The sequence below is a fragment of the Acinetobacter calcoaceticus genome, assembly GCF_900520355.1.
Lineage (GTDB): Bacteria > Pseudomonadota > Gammaproteobacteria > Pseudomonadales > Moraxellaceae > Acinetobacter > Acinetobacter calcoaceticus_C.
The window spans coordinates 1,344,530-1,359,247 of sequence record NZ_LS999521.1 but is presented as its reverse complement, the minus strand read 5'-3'; the positions used below and the strand labels follow the sequence as shown (position 1 = coordinate 1,359,247).

The window sequence follows — 14,718 nt, the reverse complement described above, 5'->3', positions numbered from 1 at the left end:
TTTATAGTAAACTGATCTTACATGACTGTCGCTTAGTATAATTCTCAACTAAGCACTTTATTTTTATAATTTCATGCCAAGATAGACATTAATACTGCAAAAGTGGAGTGAAAACTTTGGAAGCGCGCGTAATCGGTCTAGAAAAATTAGGGAAACACGATGTCGAACTCGTAGGTGGGAAAAACTCATCTTTGGGTGAAATGATCAGCCATTTATCAAATGCTGGTGTATCGGTACCTGGCGGTTTTGCAACTACTGCTGATGCCTATCGTGAGTTCTTAGATCAAAGCGGTCTTAACGCTCGAATTCAAGCAGAACTTGCTCAACTCAATGTTGATGATGTAAATGCACTTGCAGAAACAGGCGCTAAAATTCGTCAATGGATTGTAGAGACTCCACTCACTGCAACCCTAGAACAAGAAATTCGCGCCGCTTTTACAACACTTTCTAACGGCAACCCAGAAATCGCGGTTGCCGTTCGTTCATCTGCAACTGCTGAAGATTTACCAGATGCTTCATTCGCAGGTCAGCAAGAAACTTTCTTGAATATTCGCGGTATTGATAACGTTCTTATTGCGATTAAAGAAGTATTTGCTTCTTTATATAATGACCGTGCGATTTCTTACCGTGTACATCAAGGTTTTGACCATGACGTCGTTGCACTTTCTGCAGGCGTTCAGCGTATGGTTCGTTCTGAAACTGGCGCTGCGGGTGTAATGTTTACCCTTGATACCGAGTCTGGTTTCCGTGAAGTTGTATTTATTACAGCATCTTATGGTTTAGGTGAAATGGTTGTGCAGGGTGCCGTGAACCCAGATGAATTTTACTTATCTAAACCATTATTAAATGCGGGTAGACATTCAGTTTTACGCCGTAACCTTGGATCAAAACACCAGAAAATGATTTATGGCGAAGAAGGTTCTGCTGGTAAATCGGTTGTCGTTGTTGATGTTGAAAAACAAGAGCGTCAACAATTTGCTTTAAATGATCATGAGTTACAAGAGCTAGCTAAACAAGCGCTTATTATTGAGCAGCACTACGGTGCGCCAATGGATATCGAATGGGCAAAAGATGGCGATGATGGTCAAATCTATATTGTTCAAGCTCGTCCTGAAACGGTAAAAAGCCGTCAAAATGTAGGCACAATGGAACGCTATCTTCTTAAACAAAGAGGTACTGTTCTTTGTGAAGGTCGTTCAATTGGTCAACGTATTGGTTCTGGTAAAGTCCGCATTATTAGCTCAATTAAAGAAATGGACAAAGTTCAAGAAGGCGACGTTCTTGTATCAGATATGACCGACCCTGATTGGGAACCGGTAATGAAGCGTGCTGCAGCAATTATTACTAACCGTGGTGGTCGTACATGTCACGCGGCAATTATCGCACGTGAACTTGGTGTACCCGCTATTGTAGGCTGTGGTAACGCAACAGAAGTATTGACTGATGGTCAAGAAGTAACTGTTTCTTGTGCTGAAGGTGACACTGGCTTCATTTACGAAGGTGCTTTAGATTTTGAAGTTCAACGTAACTCAATTGAATCTATGCCTAAGCTTTCGTTCAAAATTATGATGAACGTAGGTAACCCGGACCGCGCGTTTGACTTTGCTCAAATTCCAAATGAAGGTATTGGTCTTGCTCGTCTTGAGTTCATTATTAACCGTATGATCGGCGTGCACCCTAAAGCCCTGCTCAATATTGATAGTCTACCTCGTGAAACTCGTGCTGCGGTTCTGACTCGTACTGCGGGTTATGCTTCACCTGTAGATTTCTATGTTGAAAAATTGGTTGAAGGTATTGCGACTCTTGCTGCTGCATTCGGTGACAAGCCTGTTATTGTTCGTATGTCTGACTTCAAATCAAATGAATATGCAAACTTGATTGGCGGTAAGTTATACGAGCCTGAAGAAGAAAACCCAATGCTCGGTTTCCGTGGTGCAAGCCGTTATGTATCTGAGAACTTCCGTGACTGTTTCGAATTAGAATGCCGTGCGCTTAAGAAAGCTCGTGATGAAATGGGTCTAACCAATATTCAAATCATGATTCCTTTTGTACGTACTGTATCTGAAGCAAAACGCGTTATTGAGTTACTAGCACAAAATGGTTTAAGACGCGGTGAGAATGGCTTAAAAGTAATCATGATGTGTGAATTACCAACTAATGCCCTATTAGCTGAACAATTCCTCGAGCATTTCGATGGTTTCTCTATCGGTTCGAATGATTTAACTCAGTTAACACTCGGTCTTGACCGTGACTCAGGTATTGTTTCACACCTATTTGATGAACGTGATGCAGCAGTTAAAGCGCTTCTTTCAATGGCGATCCATGCCTGCCGTAAAGCGGGTAAATATGTAGGTATCTGTGGTCAAGGTCCTTCAGACCATCCCGATCTTGCAAAATGGTTAATGGAACAAGGTATTGAGTCTGTCTCTCTTAACCCTGACTCAGTTTTAGATACATGGTTCTTCCTTGCTGAAGAAAAAATCAAGCAAATCTAATATGTTATAAAAAAAGGCCCATCCGTGGGTCTTTTTTCATCTTTAGAACAGAGAATTTTTATTTATGCAAATTTACTTGGCACGTAATAATCAACAAGCTGGGCCTTACACCTTAGAACAAGTAAATCAAATGTTGGCTAGCCAACAAATTTTGTTAACTGATTTAGCTTGGCATGAAGGCATGACAGAGTGGAAAGCTTTAGGAGAATTAACCCAAGGTAAACTTGTATATCAACCTATCGGTTATTCTGCACCTGTCATAAACACGAACAGCTCCCCTAATGAAACTATTCGTCAAATTCGTGTAGAGCCTAAGATTCACGAACTTGCCTCTATTCCATCTCGAGCTTTGGCAAAAATTATTGATTTATTGCTTTGGTTACCAATAGCTGCAATTCCTTCTTTTTTCTTTAATGAATCTCAATATAAGCAATTATTTGAATTGCAAAAACAAATGCAATCAACTGAAGTTGCTTCAACTAAAGCAGCAGAACTACAACACCAGCTTTTCACTTTAATTCCTATAGAAGCTTGGCATTCTATGCTTATTTACGTAGTAATCATGCTTGCAATTCAAGCCTTTCTTTTAACAAAGTTTGGGCAGAGTATAGGTAAGAAAATTGTTGGAATTAAAATTGTAGATGCCGAGAGCAATGGTAAAGTTAATCTAACTCGCATCTTCTTATTAAGAAGCATTGTTTTCATCATACTAAACTTGCTGTTTATGCCTATTAGTACAATTATTGACTATGCTTTTGCATTAGGGCAAAAGCGACAAGCGCTACATGACAAAATTGCAAGAACAAAAGTGATCAAATGATAGCGAATGACTCATTCATTTAAGGTCTAAAAAAAAAGGAGGCACCCCGCCTCCTTTTTTCTATAGAGAGTTGATATTTAAATAAAAGCTTTATATAAAATAGATACCCTACAAAAAAAATCGGGTTTTAAAACAATTATTTCAGCCTGCTTTATGTATAGCTTAGTTTGTCGATATGAGGCATAATGCCCTACAACGTAGCGGTGTCATATAATTGAGAAGTCTAAATTTAAGGATTAGCGTTCTCAATCATGCGACACTTTAATCGCTATCCCATATTTAATTAGGGAATGGGACTCTTCACCGAGGTTGTAAAATGAGACAAACGATTTTAGCTGTATTGTCTTTATCAACGCTTGCCGCACTTTTGACTGGGTGTGGTGGTGATATGGTACTTCTAAACTCTAAAGGTCCAGTTGGTCAAGGTCAAAGTGACCTTATGATGACTGCGATCTATTTAATGTTACTTGTGGTGATTCCTTCAATCATCATGGCATTATGGTTTGGTTGGAAATATCGCGCGTCAAATAAAGATGCAGACTATAAACCTACATGGGCACACTCAACTACAATTGAAGTTGTAGTATGGGGTATCCCTGTCATTATTATTGGTATTTTAGCTTGGTTAACTTGGTGGGGTTCCCACAAGTATGACCCATACCGTCCTTTAGAATCAGATAAAGCTCCTTTAACTATTCAAGTTGTTGCAGAACAGTTTAAGTGGATCTTCATTTATCCTGAACAAAACATTGCAACTGTTAACGAAGTACGTTTCCCTGAAAAAACTCCGTTAAGCTTTAAAATCACCTCTAACTTTACAATGAACTCATTCTTCATTCCACAGTTAGGCGGGCAGATTTATGCAATGGCAGGTATGCAAACTCACCTTCATTTGTTAGCAAATGAAACTGGCGTATATCGTGGTTTCTCTTCTAACTACTCAGGTTACGGTTTCTCTCAAATGCGTTTCAAGGCGCATAGTGTTACAGAGCAACAGTTCAACGAATGGGTAGCAGCTGTAAAAGCAGGTAATGGTTCTACTATTAATCCAGAAGCAGTTCAAAAAACTACGCTTGACCAAGCTGAATTAGCAACCTTACGTGATGGTAACCGCTCTAAGCATCAGATCGAGCATTTAGCAAATCGTGCTAAAGCTGCTGGTGATGAAGAAGCGTTTGCTAAAGCTGAAGCTATGAAACCGTTCCCGACTAAGCCACACCCTGTGACTTATTACTCTTCAGTTGAACCAAAATTGTTTGAAACAATTATCAACCATTATATGAGTAACTATCATGGTGTTGACCACTCTGCTGCGCATGCAACAGCTGAACACGCTGCTCAAGGGGAATAAGACATGGATATGATTTTTGGTAAACTGGGTTGGGACTCTATCCCGACAGAGCCAATCGTGCTTGTCACCATGGTCCTTATGGCACTTGGTGCAATTGTTGTGCTTGGCGGTATCACCTATTTCAAAAAATGGGGATATTTGTGGAATGAGTGGTTTATTACGGTAGACCATAAAAAAATTGGTATCATGTACATTCTTGTATCTGTGGTCATGCTTTTGCGTGGTTTCGCCGATGCAATTATGATGCGTCTACAACTTTTCCTCGCTAAAGGCGGCGGCGAAGGTTATCTACATCCAGACCATTACGACCAGATCTTCACCGCACACGGTGTAATTATGATCTTCTTCGTAGCAATGGGTCTCGTTGTTGGTATGATGAACATCTCTGTACCTTTACAGATTGGTGCTCGTGACGTTGCATTCCCATTATTGAACTCTTTAAGTTTCTGGTTATTCGCTGGTGCTGCTGGTTTGATGATGCTTTCACTTGTATTAGGTGAATTTGCTGCGACTGGCTGGATGGCTTACCCTCCTCTGTCTGGCATTCAATATTCTCCTGGTGTGGGTGTTGACTACTATATCTGGGCACTTCAGGTTTCTGGTCTAGGTACGCTTTTATCTGGTGTTAACTTCTTCGTTACCATCATCAAAATGCGTGCACCTGGCATGAAACTGATGGATATGCCTATTTTTACGTGGACTTCACTTTGTACGGCTGTATTAATCATTGCTTCGTTCCCTGTATTAACAGGCACACTTGCAATGTTAACTCTAGACCGTTACTTCGGCTTCCATTTCTTCACAAATGAGCTTGGCGGTAGCCCAATGCTTTATGTGAACTTGATCTGGACATGGGGTCACCCTGAAGTATACATCTTGGTATTACCAGCATTTGGTCTATACTCAGAAATCGTTGCAACCTTCTCTCGTAAAGCGTTGTTCGGTTATAAGTCTATGGTGTATGCAACTATCGCGATTACTGTTCTTGCGTTCGTTGTATGGCTTCACCACTTCTTTACCATGGGTGCTGGTGCGAACGTTAACGCGTTCTTCGGTATCATGACCATGGTTATTGCGATTCCTACTGGTGTGAAAATCTTCTCTTGGTTATTCACCATGTATAAAGGTCGCATCACCTTTACTACTCCAATGTTATGGACTCTTGGCTTCCTTGTAACATTCGGTATCGGTGGTTTAACTGGTGTACTTATGGCTGTTCCACCTGCGGACTTCTTGGTACACAACTCATTATTCTTGATCGCTCACTTCCATAACGTAATTATCGGTGGTGTGGTGTTTGGTATGTTTGCCGGCATCATTTACTACTGGCCAAAAATGTTTGGTTGGAAGCTCAATGAAGCATGGGGTAAAGCTGCGTTCTGGTTCTGGTTCTTCGGTTTCTATTTTGCATTCATGCCACTTTATATCCTTGGTTTCATGGGTATGACTCGTCGTTTGAATACGTATGACAACCCTGAATGGGATCCTTACCTTGCAATTGCATTATTTGGTGCTGTTCTTGTTGCGATTGGTATTGCATGTTTCTTAATGCAAATCATTGTTGGTTTCTTACAACGTAAAGACAACATGGACCTTACAGGTGATCCATGGGATGGTCGTACGCTTGAATGGGCAACCTCTTCCCCTGCTCCGTTCTATAACTTTGCGCATGAACCAGATGCAAGCGGTATTGACCGTTTCTGGACTGACAAAGAAAATGGCGTAGCATACGCACGCAACACTAAATATGAAGACATCCACATGCCGACTGATCGTGCTGCTGGTTTTGTCATTGCAATGTTCATTACGATCCTTGGCTTTGCTCTCATCTGGCATATTTGGTGGCTTGTTGTCGTTTCATTCGTTTCAGCTGTTGTTAGCTTAATCGTAAGCTCATTCACTAAGAATGTTGATTACTACGTTCCAGCTGCTGAAGTTGAGCGTATTGAAAACGAACGCTATGCTTTACTTGAAAAACACTTGAAGAAGGACTAAGGAAATGGCTGAAGTACTTCATCACGACAACCACGGCCACGATGGTCATCATGAACATGATGACACTGATTTAACGGTCTTTGGTTTCTGGACATACTTGATGAGTGACTTGATTCTTTTCGGATCACTCTTCATTGCGTTCGCTGTATTAAGCAGTCATATTCCACCAGGAACTCCAAGTGCATATGACCTATTCCATGACTCATTAGGCTATGTGTTAACTGAAACATTTGCCTTATTGATTTCATCGGTAACTTTTGGTTTTGCTGTACTTGCATCTTATAAAAAGAATGTAAATCAAGTGATCACTTGGTTATTCATTACATTCCTTTTTGGTGCAACGTTCATCGGGATGGAAATCTATGAGTTCCATCACCTTGTACATGAAGGCCATGGTCCAACTCACAGTGCATTCTTATCATCGTTCTTTACTTTGGTTGGTACACACGGTATCCACGTAACTTCTGGTTTAGTGTGGATGTTGGTGTTGATGTATCAAATCAAAACTAAAGGTTTGACATTACCGAATACACGTCGTCTAGCTTGCTTAAGCTTGTTCTGGCACTTCCTTGACATCGTTTGGATCTGTGTATTCAGCGTCGTTTACTTAATGGGAGTTCTCTAATGAGTAGTCATGACCATAATGCTGCAGGTGCGTCACACGGTAACTTTAAGCAATACACTGTTGGATTTGTCCTGTCTGTTATCCTCACCATCATCCCGTTCGGGATGGTGATGGCGGGTGGTTTCAGTCGTGGCATCTTAGTTACAGTAATTGCCATCACTGCTGTTGCTCAGGTTCTTGTACAACTTGTGTACTTCCTACACATGAATACATCATCTGAACAACGCTGGAATATGATCGCATTTATCTACACAATCTTATGTATCGCGGTGCTTTTAATCGGTTCTGTGTGGATTATGAATTACCTTCACTACAATATGATGATCTAAACTGATTGTCATGTTGAAAAAATATCTATTCCTGACTAAACCAGGAATTCTCTTCGGTAATTTCATTACCACCTTGGGCGGCTTTTTCTTAGCCGCCCAAGGCTCTATAGACATCTTATTATTACTACTCACCTTAATTGGAACAACTTTAGTTGTAGCTTCTGGTTGTGTTGTAAATAATGTTATAGACCAAGACATCGATATCAAAATGCAGCGTACACAAAATCGTGCGTTGGTCACAAAAACTATCTCTCCCACTGTTGCACTTATATATGCATTTGTTCTGGGACTTATCGGTTTTAGTATTTTGTGGTTCGGTGTAAATGCTTACGCTTTTTTGTTTGCAATAATTGGTTTTATTGTCTATGTCGGTTTTTATAGTTTGTGGACAAAACGTACCTCAATCCATCAAACCGTAATTGGTAGTATTTCTGGAGCGAGTCCTCCTGTTATTGGTTATACAGCAGTAACTCATCATTTTGATGTAGCCGCCTTACTTTTGTTTTTGGCTTATGCGCTATGGCAAATGCCACATTCATGGGCAATTGCTATTTATCGTTTTGACGATTACAAAAATGCGGGAATCCCCATTCTGCCAGTTGCACGTTCTATTTATCGCACGAAAGTAGAGTGTGTCATTTATATCTTGTTGTTTGCAGCCGTATTGAATGGTTTGTATTGTTTTGGCTATACCAATATATTCTTTCTAGTAACCTTTAATGCATTAACAGCATATTGGTTCTATTTATCAATTATTGGATTTAAAGCTGAAAATGACCAACTTTGGGCTAAAAGTTTTTTCCTCTACTCGGTCATATTAATTACCCTGTTAAGTTTGAGCTTTAGCTTTACCTATCAATCCCCTGCTCCAAATCTTCCTCTCTTTTAAATAAGGGAGGATTTTCTCTTATAGTAAAGAAATTTTACTTTTCTCATCAAAAGATTTGTTTTTAGTCGAACTTTTACCTATAATTCAGCCTTCGCAAATTTTGCGACATAACTTTTAAGTTATGACTCCTTGCTTCTAATTTTTTATTTATTAGGGGCTGTTTAAACCGTAAGGAGCTGACAATGCGTCATTACGAAATCGTACTTTTAGTACACCCAGATCAAAGCGATCAAGTTGTAGGTATGGTTGAACGCTATATCTCTCAGATCAAAGAAGCTGAAGGTCAAATTCACCGTTTAGAAGATTGGGGCCGTCGTCAATTGGCTTACCCAATTAACAAAATTCATAAAGCACACTACATTCTTATGAATGTTGAATGTGGTCAAACTACGCTTGATGAGCTAGAAGAATTATTCCGTTATAATGACGCGATCATTCGTAGCCTTATCATCCGTCGTGAACACGCAATCACTGAAGAGTCATTGCTTGCTAAAAGTGCTGAAGAAAAGCGTGCGCGTAAAGCTCAACGTGAAGAAGCACAGCAAGTTGCTCAAGAAGCTGAATAAGGAGAACATCAATGGCACGTTTTTACCGTCGTCGCAAGTTCTGCCGCTTTACAGCTGAGAATGTTGTGTACATCGACTACAAAGATATCGATACTTTAAAACAGTACATCACTGAAAACGGCAAGATTGTTCCTAGCCGTATCACTGGTACTAAAGCTCGTTATCAACGTCAATTAGCACTTGCTATCAAACAAGCTCGCTATTTGTCTTTGATTCCGTACACTGACAACCATAAGTGAGGTGATCTGTGGACGTTATCTTATTACAACGCATTAAGAACCTTGGTAAATTAGGCGATAAAGTATCAGTTAAAGCTGGTTACGGCCGTAACTTCCTTATCCCTCAAGGTAAAGCAGTTGCAGCTACTGAAGCTAACACTGCCGCTTTTGAAGCTCGTCGCGCTGAACTTGAAAAGCAAGAAGCTGAAATTTTAGCTGCTGCTCAAGCACGTGCTGAACAATTGAATGAAGTTAACATCGTTATCACTGCTAAAGCTGGTGACGAAGGTAAACTCTTCGGTTCTATCGGTACTCGTGACATCGCTGACGCTTTAACGAATGCTGGTCTTACAGTTGACCGTGCAGAAGTTCGTTTACCGAATGGCGCGCTTCGTCACACTGGTGAATTCAACATCGCAATCCAATTGCATCATGATGTTGTTGCAGAAGTTCTCGTTACTATCGTATCTGAGTAATTTCTCATAAAAAAAGAGCATGCTTTTGCATGCTCTTTTTTTATGTGCCCTATTTTTAAAATAAGATATATTAATTCCTGATCAGTTCTTTAGTTTAATTGGTTTTTTAATTAGGTAGTTTATTTAGTTTTGTTTTAAGATAGTCTTCGGCCTTACAGGCTATTTGCATACACCTTTCTTTATCATCAGGTCTAATTATGTCTCAGGCGAATGCCACTTCTTTAACTCTTTCATCTCGAACAGAAAATAAAACGAGTGAATCAGGGCAACTTAAAGAGTTTCGCACTCCCCCTCACAATTTAGCCATTGAGCAAGCTGTACTTGCTGCACTAATGACAGTTGCCGAATCGTTCGAGCAAGTTAGTGATATGTTAAAAGAAAATGATTTTTATGCGACCCGTCATAAATATATTTACCGTGCAATCGAAAAATTAGCGCAAGAAAATTCACCTTATGATGCTGTCTTGGTGAATGATTGGCTTTTAAAACAAAATTTACTTGATGCTATTGGTGGCGAAGAATATTTAATGCAGCTTATGGCTGATTCCCCATCAAGTTTCTACAACTTAGAAACGTATGCCACTAAAATTAAAGAGTTCTCTACGCTTCGTAGTATGATTAAAGTTAGTACTGAAATTTTACAAAATGCTTATGACACAAAAGGTCGAGGTGTTAGTGAAATTCTAGATCTAGCAGAAACTAATATTTTCTCTCTAGCCGAACAGCACAATAACAATAAAAAAGATGCAGGTCCTAAATCTATTAGCTCTGTCACCGCAGATGTAATTAGTAAACTTGATGAATTATCAAAACTAGATGGCAATATTACAGGTTTAACCACAGGTTTCTTAGAGCTTGATAATAAAACATCAGGTATGCAAGCTGGTGACTTAATTATTGTTGCTGCACGTCCATCTATGGGTAAAACCACTTTTGCCATGAATTTGGTTGAAAGCGTTCTACAATATAACAAGCTACCCGCTCTGGTATTTTCAATGGAGATGCCAGCGGACTCAATTGCGATGCGTCTTATTTCTGCAATGGGTAAAGTTCACCAAGGACATTTACGCTCGGGGAACTTAGATGCTGATGAATGGACCAAAGTTACTGGCACAATTTTGCAGCTTCAACAAATGCATTTGTATATTGATGACTCATCTGCCCTACCTCCAACGGAACTTCGTGCCCGTGCTCGACGCATTGCCAAAATGCATGATGGTAAAATCGGCTGTATCATGGTCGATTATTTACAACTCATGAAAGTTCCAGGTATGGGTGATAACCGTGTAGGCGAGATTTCAGAAATTTCACGTAGCTTGAAAGCATTAGCAAAAGAAATGCACTGCCCTGTTATCGCACTTTCCCAGCTCAACCGAAGTCTGGAAAACCGACCAAATAAACGCCCCGTAATGTCAGACTTACGTGAATCTGGTGCGATCGAGCAGGATGCCGACTTGATTATGTTTATTTACCGTGATGAGGTTTATAACAAAGAGTCGAAAGAAGCCGGTACCGCAGAAATTATTATTGGTAAACAGCGTAACGGTCCAATTGGTTCAGTTCGCCTTGCCTTTGAAGGTCAATATACCCGATTTAGTAATCTCTCTCCTGAGTATTACAGCCAATACGATGATGATGAATAAACTCTATCTCTAGCCCAAAGGAGTAAATGAGGGTGCGCCAAGCAACAGTTTATATTGATCGCCATGCGCTTCAATATAATTTAAACCGTGTCAAACAACTCGCAGCAAATTCAAAAATTGTAAGTATGGTGAAAGCTAATGCTTACGGACATGGAATCAAAGACTGTTTAGCAGCCTTAAATGCCTCAGATGCCTTTGGTGTCGCCTGCCTACAAGAAGGCTTAGAAATTCGTGAACTTGGATTTCAGCAACCTGTTACTTTAATTGAAGGGGCATTTTCTGAAGATGAAATGCCTATTGCAATTGAACAAAAATTTGAATGTGTAATTCACCATCAACAGCAGTTTGAATGGCTAATTAAACATAAGCAAGAATACATCGCTCAAGGTTTAAAAGTCTGGGTTAAGCTCAATAGTGGTATGAACCGTTTAGGTTTTAAAGTTCCTGAAATTATTGAAGTTATTAAAACTTTAAAAGCTGAAGGCTTTAGCTGTGTACTGGCGATGCATTTCGCAAATGCAGATGTAGACCATCCACTCAATGAGCAACAAAAACAACAATTTTTACAGATTAAGCAAGCTTGTGATCCAGTTTTAGCGTCTTGCTGTAATTCGGCTGCTATTTATAAATGGCCAGATTTACATTTTGACTATGTTCGTCCCGGCATTATGCTTTACGGCGCTTCGCCTTTTGCAGATAAAACAGTCCATGATCTTGACCTAAAACCAGTCATGTCCTTTACAGCAGAAGTGATTGCAGTGAATCATATTCAAGCTGGAGAACATGTAGGTTATGGTTCAACCTTCTGCGCACAACAAAAAATGGATATTGCAATAGTTTCTATTGGCTATGGCGATGGTTATCCACGAGCTTATATTAAACAAAACTATGTCGCTATTAATAAACAGCTCTGTGCAGTTGTAGGCCGAGTTAGTATGGACATGCTTGCAATTGATGTTACAGGTAAGCAGGTGAAATTAGGCACCCAAGTAGAACTTTGGGGTGAGCACCGCCTAGTGGATGAAGTTGCTGATGCAAATGGAACAATAGGATATGAATTGCTCTGCCGCTTAAGTAATCGCCCCACTCGAAAAAACAGTTAAAGAAAAAAAATATAAAAAAATCCAAGCATGCTTGGATTTTTTTATTAACTTTTAATAATTTTATCGCCAGTAATCATCAGTGGGTTTTGGCATTTCCTGTAAACCGCGACGCAAAGTATCTGACCATTGTTTACTAATCTGTGAAAAATACGGATCATCTTCAGTAATTCGTTTACCCACCGGAATAACAAAACTATCTTTATTATAAACTAATGCATCGAGCGGCAAGCCCACAGAAACATTTGAGCGCAAGGTTGAGTCAAAAGAAATTAGGCTACAACGTAATGCATCATCTAATGGCATTGCATAATATAAAGCACGGTCCAAAATAGGTTTGCCATATTTACTCTCACCTATTTGAAAGTAAGGTGTATCTGTAGTTGCGCAAATAAAATTACCTTGCGGGTAGACATTATAAAGCTGCATGTCGCCACCTTTAATCTGTCCACCCACCAAAATACTACAGGCATAATTCATTTGTTCTTGAGTATCTGTACTAATATCTTCTAGAACAGTTTTCAAGGTTTTACCAATTAATTCAGCTGCCTCAAACATAGTATTAACACTATATAAATTAGGCTCTTGCTGCAAAGTAAGCGCATTTTGCAAATGACCTATAACAGCTTGTGTCGTCGCTAAATTACCTGCTGTTTGTAAGGCCATGAAACGCTCTCCAGTAACGCCGAAAGTATGCAATTTCCGGAACACAGAAATATGATCAACTCCTGCATTAGTTCTAGTGTCACTAATAAACACTAAACCTTGTTCCAATCTTAGCGCACAACAATAGGTCATTTCATTCTCTTTACATTCAACAGGCCAACACTTGAACCACAGACATCATGTTCTCAACTCCTCCTTGCTCTCTTACACCACGAATAGGTGCAACATCGAGATAATCACGTCCAACTGCAAGGTAGATATGATGTTTGGGTGTAAACAACTGATTGCTTACATCAAAACAATACCACTGATTTTCTAAAAATACTTCTGCCCAAGCGTGACTAGCAAGGTGCGGATAGTTTTGATCAAATAGATAACCAGAGACATAGCGTGCTGGTAATTGTAGCGCACGACACATCGCAATTAAAACATGGGCATGATCTTGGCATACTCCCTGCCCAGCGTGAAATGCTTCAGTTGCAGTTGTCTGAACCGAAGTACTTTCAGGCTGATAGAGTATTTTCTGCAAAATGTATTCACTTAATAACGCAATATGCTGTCGGTCTTTGACCACCACAATATTTTTGGCAAAGTCCAACATTTCTGAATCACATCGAGTTGCACTTGTCATCTGCAAAAACAAATTTGTAGGTGTAGATAAATTTACACAACCCAGCTCTACATTTTGAAGTTCAACGATTCCTTGAGCCATAAACGTAAGATGTTGGTATTGATAACGCTGACTAGCCGTCATCCATACATTGTTGAATATGTCCCTTTTTATCGTTTTGTCACCTGGCACGCTAATTGCCCAGTTCATAACATGTTGATGCGGCGATGTTTGAGGCATCATTTTAATATACTGGATACTGTTCTGAGCAGTTTCAGTATAGCTATAATGCGTTTGATGATTCACCATCAATTTCATAATCACACCTCAAACATATGTTCCAACTGCTGTGTAAAAGTATAATAAGCGTCCCACGTTTGCTGATGCTTTAGTACCTGCCAATTTTGATCTATGTTTTTCCAATCTAAGCCAGCAAGCCGTTGCACCACAATATCCAACTCAGATACAAGGGCTGATAAATCTTGCCCAAAACGTAGCTCTATATCGAATTGCTCTATTTTTTGCCCTGAATGCAGAAATAAACAAACATCTTCATTCTCCGCTTCTAATATTTGAGTACATTGTTCAACAGCTTTTCTCAAAGCCTCAGGTTGGGCTTGAAGCGTGTTAATAACATTATTTAATTCTGCATAAGCATTTGATGACAATATACCTCTTAGTTCCTGAACATTATCTTTAGCAATAACGAACTGGTTCAGTAACGAAAATGTTTGCTTCTTGTCTAACATATAGTGATTTAGTAATTCAGCATTTTCTATTACCAAACCAAATGCTGTTGCAAATTTTGTTGCTTTCTCATCTTGTGTAAAGGGTAAGTGAGAGGCAGCAAATTTAACTCGCATTAAATATCGACCCAACCAATATATTTGATGCGCACTCGAATTGAGTAAAACCATAAAGTTCCTCTTTAACCC

Annotated in this window: 15 protein-coding genes; 12 read left to right on the top strand and 3 right to left on the bottom strand. The window is 39.7% G+C overall.

The annotated features are described in order from the left end of the window. Positions 1–107: 107 nt before the first annotated feature. The 12 genes from ppsA to alr all read left to right on the top strand — a co-directional run bounded on the left by ppsA (position 108) and on the right by alr (position 12,510). Positions 108–2,495: a phosphoenolpyruvate synthase gene (gene ppsA / locus AC2117_RS06465; protein WP_171253681.1), complete on the top strand. Its 2,388-nt coding sequence runs from the start codon at positions 108–110 to the stop codon at positions 2,493–2,495. Between the two features lie 64 nt (positions 2,496–2,559). Further along, complete coding sequence (locus AC2117_RS06460; protein WP_133972742.1) at positions 2,560–3,315, top strand: RDD family protein; 756 nt, start codon at positions 2,560–2,562, stop codon at positions 3,313–3,315. Between the two features lie 316 nt (positions 3,316–3,631). Then, positions 3,632–4,666 carry a ubiquinol oxidase subunit II gene (cyoA, locus tag AC2117_RS06455; RefSeq protein ID WP_133972740.1) on the top strand — a complete coding sequence of 345 codons (1,035 nt, stop codon included), beginning with the start codon at positions 3,632–3,634 and terminating at the stop codon, positions 4,664–4,666. Between the two features lie 3 nt (positions 4,667–4,669). Next, positions 4,670–6,661, top strand: coding sequence for a cytochrome o ubiquinol oxidase subunit I (gene cyoB, locus AC2117_RS06450; RefSeq protein ID WP_133972738.1), 1,992 nt, complete (start codon positions 4,670–4,672; stop codon positions 6,659–6,661). Between the two features lie 4 nt (positions 6,662–6,665). Next, positions 6,666–7,286 carry a cytochrome o ubiquinol oxidase subunit III gene (cyoC, locus tag AC2117_RS06445; protein WP_016145819.1) on the top strand — a complete coding sequence of 207 codons (621 nt, stop codon included), beginning with the start codon at positions 6,666–6,668 and terminating at the stop codon, positions 7,284–7,286. Beyond that, on the top strand, positions 7,286–7,615 hold the full coding sequence (locus tag AC2117_RS06440; protein ID WP_133972736.1) for a cytochrome o ubiquinol oxidase subunit IV: 330 nt from the start codon (positions 7,286–7,288) through the stop codon (positions 7,613–7,615). The genes cyoC and AC2117_RS06440 overlap by 1 nt, the downstream gene beginning before the upstream one ends. Positions 7,616–7,625: 10 nt before the next feature. Continuing rightward, positions 7,626–8,504, top strand: a complete 879-nt coding sequence (gene cyoE, locus AC2117_RS06435; protein ID WP_133972734.1) for a heme o synthase — start codon at positions 7,626–7,628, stop codon at positions 8,502–8,504. Positions 8,505–8,686: 182 nt separating this feature from the next. After that, positions 8,687–9,070, top strand: a complete 384-nt coding sequence (gene rpsF / locus AC2117_RS06430) for a 30S ribosomal protein S6 (RefSeq protein ID WP_042897058.1) — start codon at positions 8,687–8,689, stop codon at positions 9,068–9,070. Positions 9,071–9,081: 11 nt separating this feature from the next. Next, on the top strand, positions 9,082–9,309 hold the full coding sequence (gene rpsR / locus AC2117_RS06425) for a 30S ribosomal protein S18 (protein ID WP_004791454.1): 228 nt from the start codon (positions 9,082–9,084) through the stop codon (positions 9,307–9,309). A gap of 8 nt (positions 9,310–9,317) precedes the next feature. After that, positions 9,318–9,764 (top strand): 50S ribosomal protein L9, encoded by a 447-nt coding sequence (gene rplI, locus AC2117_RS06420; protein WP_004700828.1) that lies wholly within the window; start codon positions 9,318–9,320, stop codon positions 9,762–9,764. A gap of 197 nt (positions 9,765–9,961) precedes the next feature. Further along, the gene (dnaB, locus tag AC2117_RS06415; RefSeq protein WP_133972732.1) at positions 9,962–11,407 is read left to right on the top strand and encodes a replicative DNA helicase; all 1,446 of its coding nucleotides are present in this window, start codon (positions 9,962–9,964) and stop codon (positions 11,405–11,407) included. Positions 11,408–11,439: 32 nt separating this feature from the next. Beyond that, complete coding sequence (alr, locus tag AC2117_RS06410) at positions 11,440–12,510, top strand: alanine racemase (protein ID WP_133972730.1); 1,071 nt, start codon at positions 11,440–11,442, stop codon at positions 12,508–12,510. 60 nt (positions 12,511–12,570) lie between these two features. Here alr and AC2117_RS06405 read toward each other — a convergent pair whose 3' ends face one another. From AC2117_RS06405 to AC2117_RS06395, 3 genes are read right to left on the bottom strand one after another with little or no spacing between them, the layout of a single operon-like run. Beyond that, entirely contained in the window at positions 12,571–13,305 is a 735-nt protein-coding gene (locus AC2117_RS06405; protein ID WP_042897064.1) for a proteasome-type protease, read from the bottom strand. 16 nt (positions 13,306–13,321) lie between these two features. Next, positions 13,322–14,101, bottom strand: coding sequence for a transglutaminase family protein (locus AC2117_RS06400; protein ID WP_133972728.1), 780 nt, complete (start codon positions 14,099–14,101; stop codon positions 13,322–13,324). A 2-nt stretch (positions 14,102–14,103) separates the two neighbouring features. Next, the gene (locus AC2117_RS06395) at positions 14,104–14,700 is read right to left on the bottom strand and encodes an alpha-E domain-containing protein (RefSeq protein ID WP_133972726.1); all 597 of its coding nucleotides are present in this window, start codon (positions 14,698–14,700) and stop codon (positions 14,104–14,106) included. Positions 14,701–14,718: the final 18 nt, after the last annotated feature.

What these genes read in the sequence shown, in the direction of transcription:
- rpsR (WP_004791454.1), top strand. Translation starts at nt 9,082, where the DNA reads ATGGCACGTTTTTACCGTCGTCGCAAGTTCTGCCGCTTTACAGCTGAG.
- cyoB (WP_133972738.1), top strand. Translation starts at nt 4,670, where the DNA reads ATGGATATGATTTTTGGTAAACTGGGTTGGGACTCTATCCCGACAGAG.
- dnaB (WP_133972732.1), top strand. Translation starts at nt 9,962, where the DNA reads ATGTCTCAGGCGAATGCCACTTCTTTAACTCTTTCATCTCGAACAGAA.
- AC2117_RS06440 (WP_133972736.1), top strand. Translation starts at nt 7,286, where the DNA reads ATGAGTAGTCATGACCATAATGCTGCAGGTGCGTCACACGGTAACTTT.
- rpsF (WP_042897058.1), top strand. Translation starts at nt 8,687, where the DNA reads ATGCGTCATTACGAAATCGTACTTTTAGTACACCCAGATCAAAGCGAT.
- AC2117_RS06400 (WP_133972728.1), bottom strand. Translation starts at nt 14,101, where the DNA reads ATGAAATTGATGGTGAATCATCAAACGCATTATAGCTATACTGAAACT.
- AC2117_RS06395 (WP_133972726.1), bottom strand. Translation starts at nt 14,700, where the DNA reads ATGGTTTTACTCAATTCGAGTGCGCATCAAATATATTGGTTGGGTCGA.
- AC2117_RS06405 (WP_042897064.1), bottom strand. Translation starts at nt 13,305, where the DNA reads ATGACCTATTGTTGTGCGCTAAGATTGGAACAAGGTTTAGTGTTTATT.
- cyoE (WP_133972734.1), top strand. Translation starts at nt 7,626, where the DNA reads ATGTTGAAAAAATATCTATTCCTGACTAAACCAGGAATTCTCTTCGGT.
- cyoC (WP_016145819.1), top strand. Translation starts at nt 6,666, where the DNA reads ATGGCTGAAGTACTTCATCACGACAACCACGGCCACGATGGTCATCAT.
- AC2117_RS06460 (WP_133972742.1), top strand. Translation starts at nt 2,560, where the DNA reads ATGCAAATTTACTTGGCACGTAATAATCAACAAGCTGGGCCTTACACC.
- cyoA (WP_133972740.1), top strand. Translation starts at nt 3,632, where the DNA reads ATGAGACAAACGATTTTAGCTGTATTGTCTTTATCAACGCTTGCCGCA.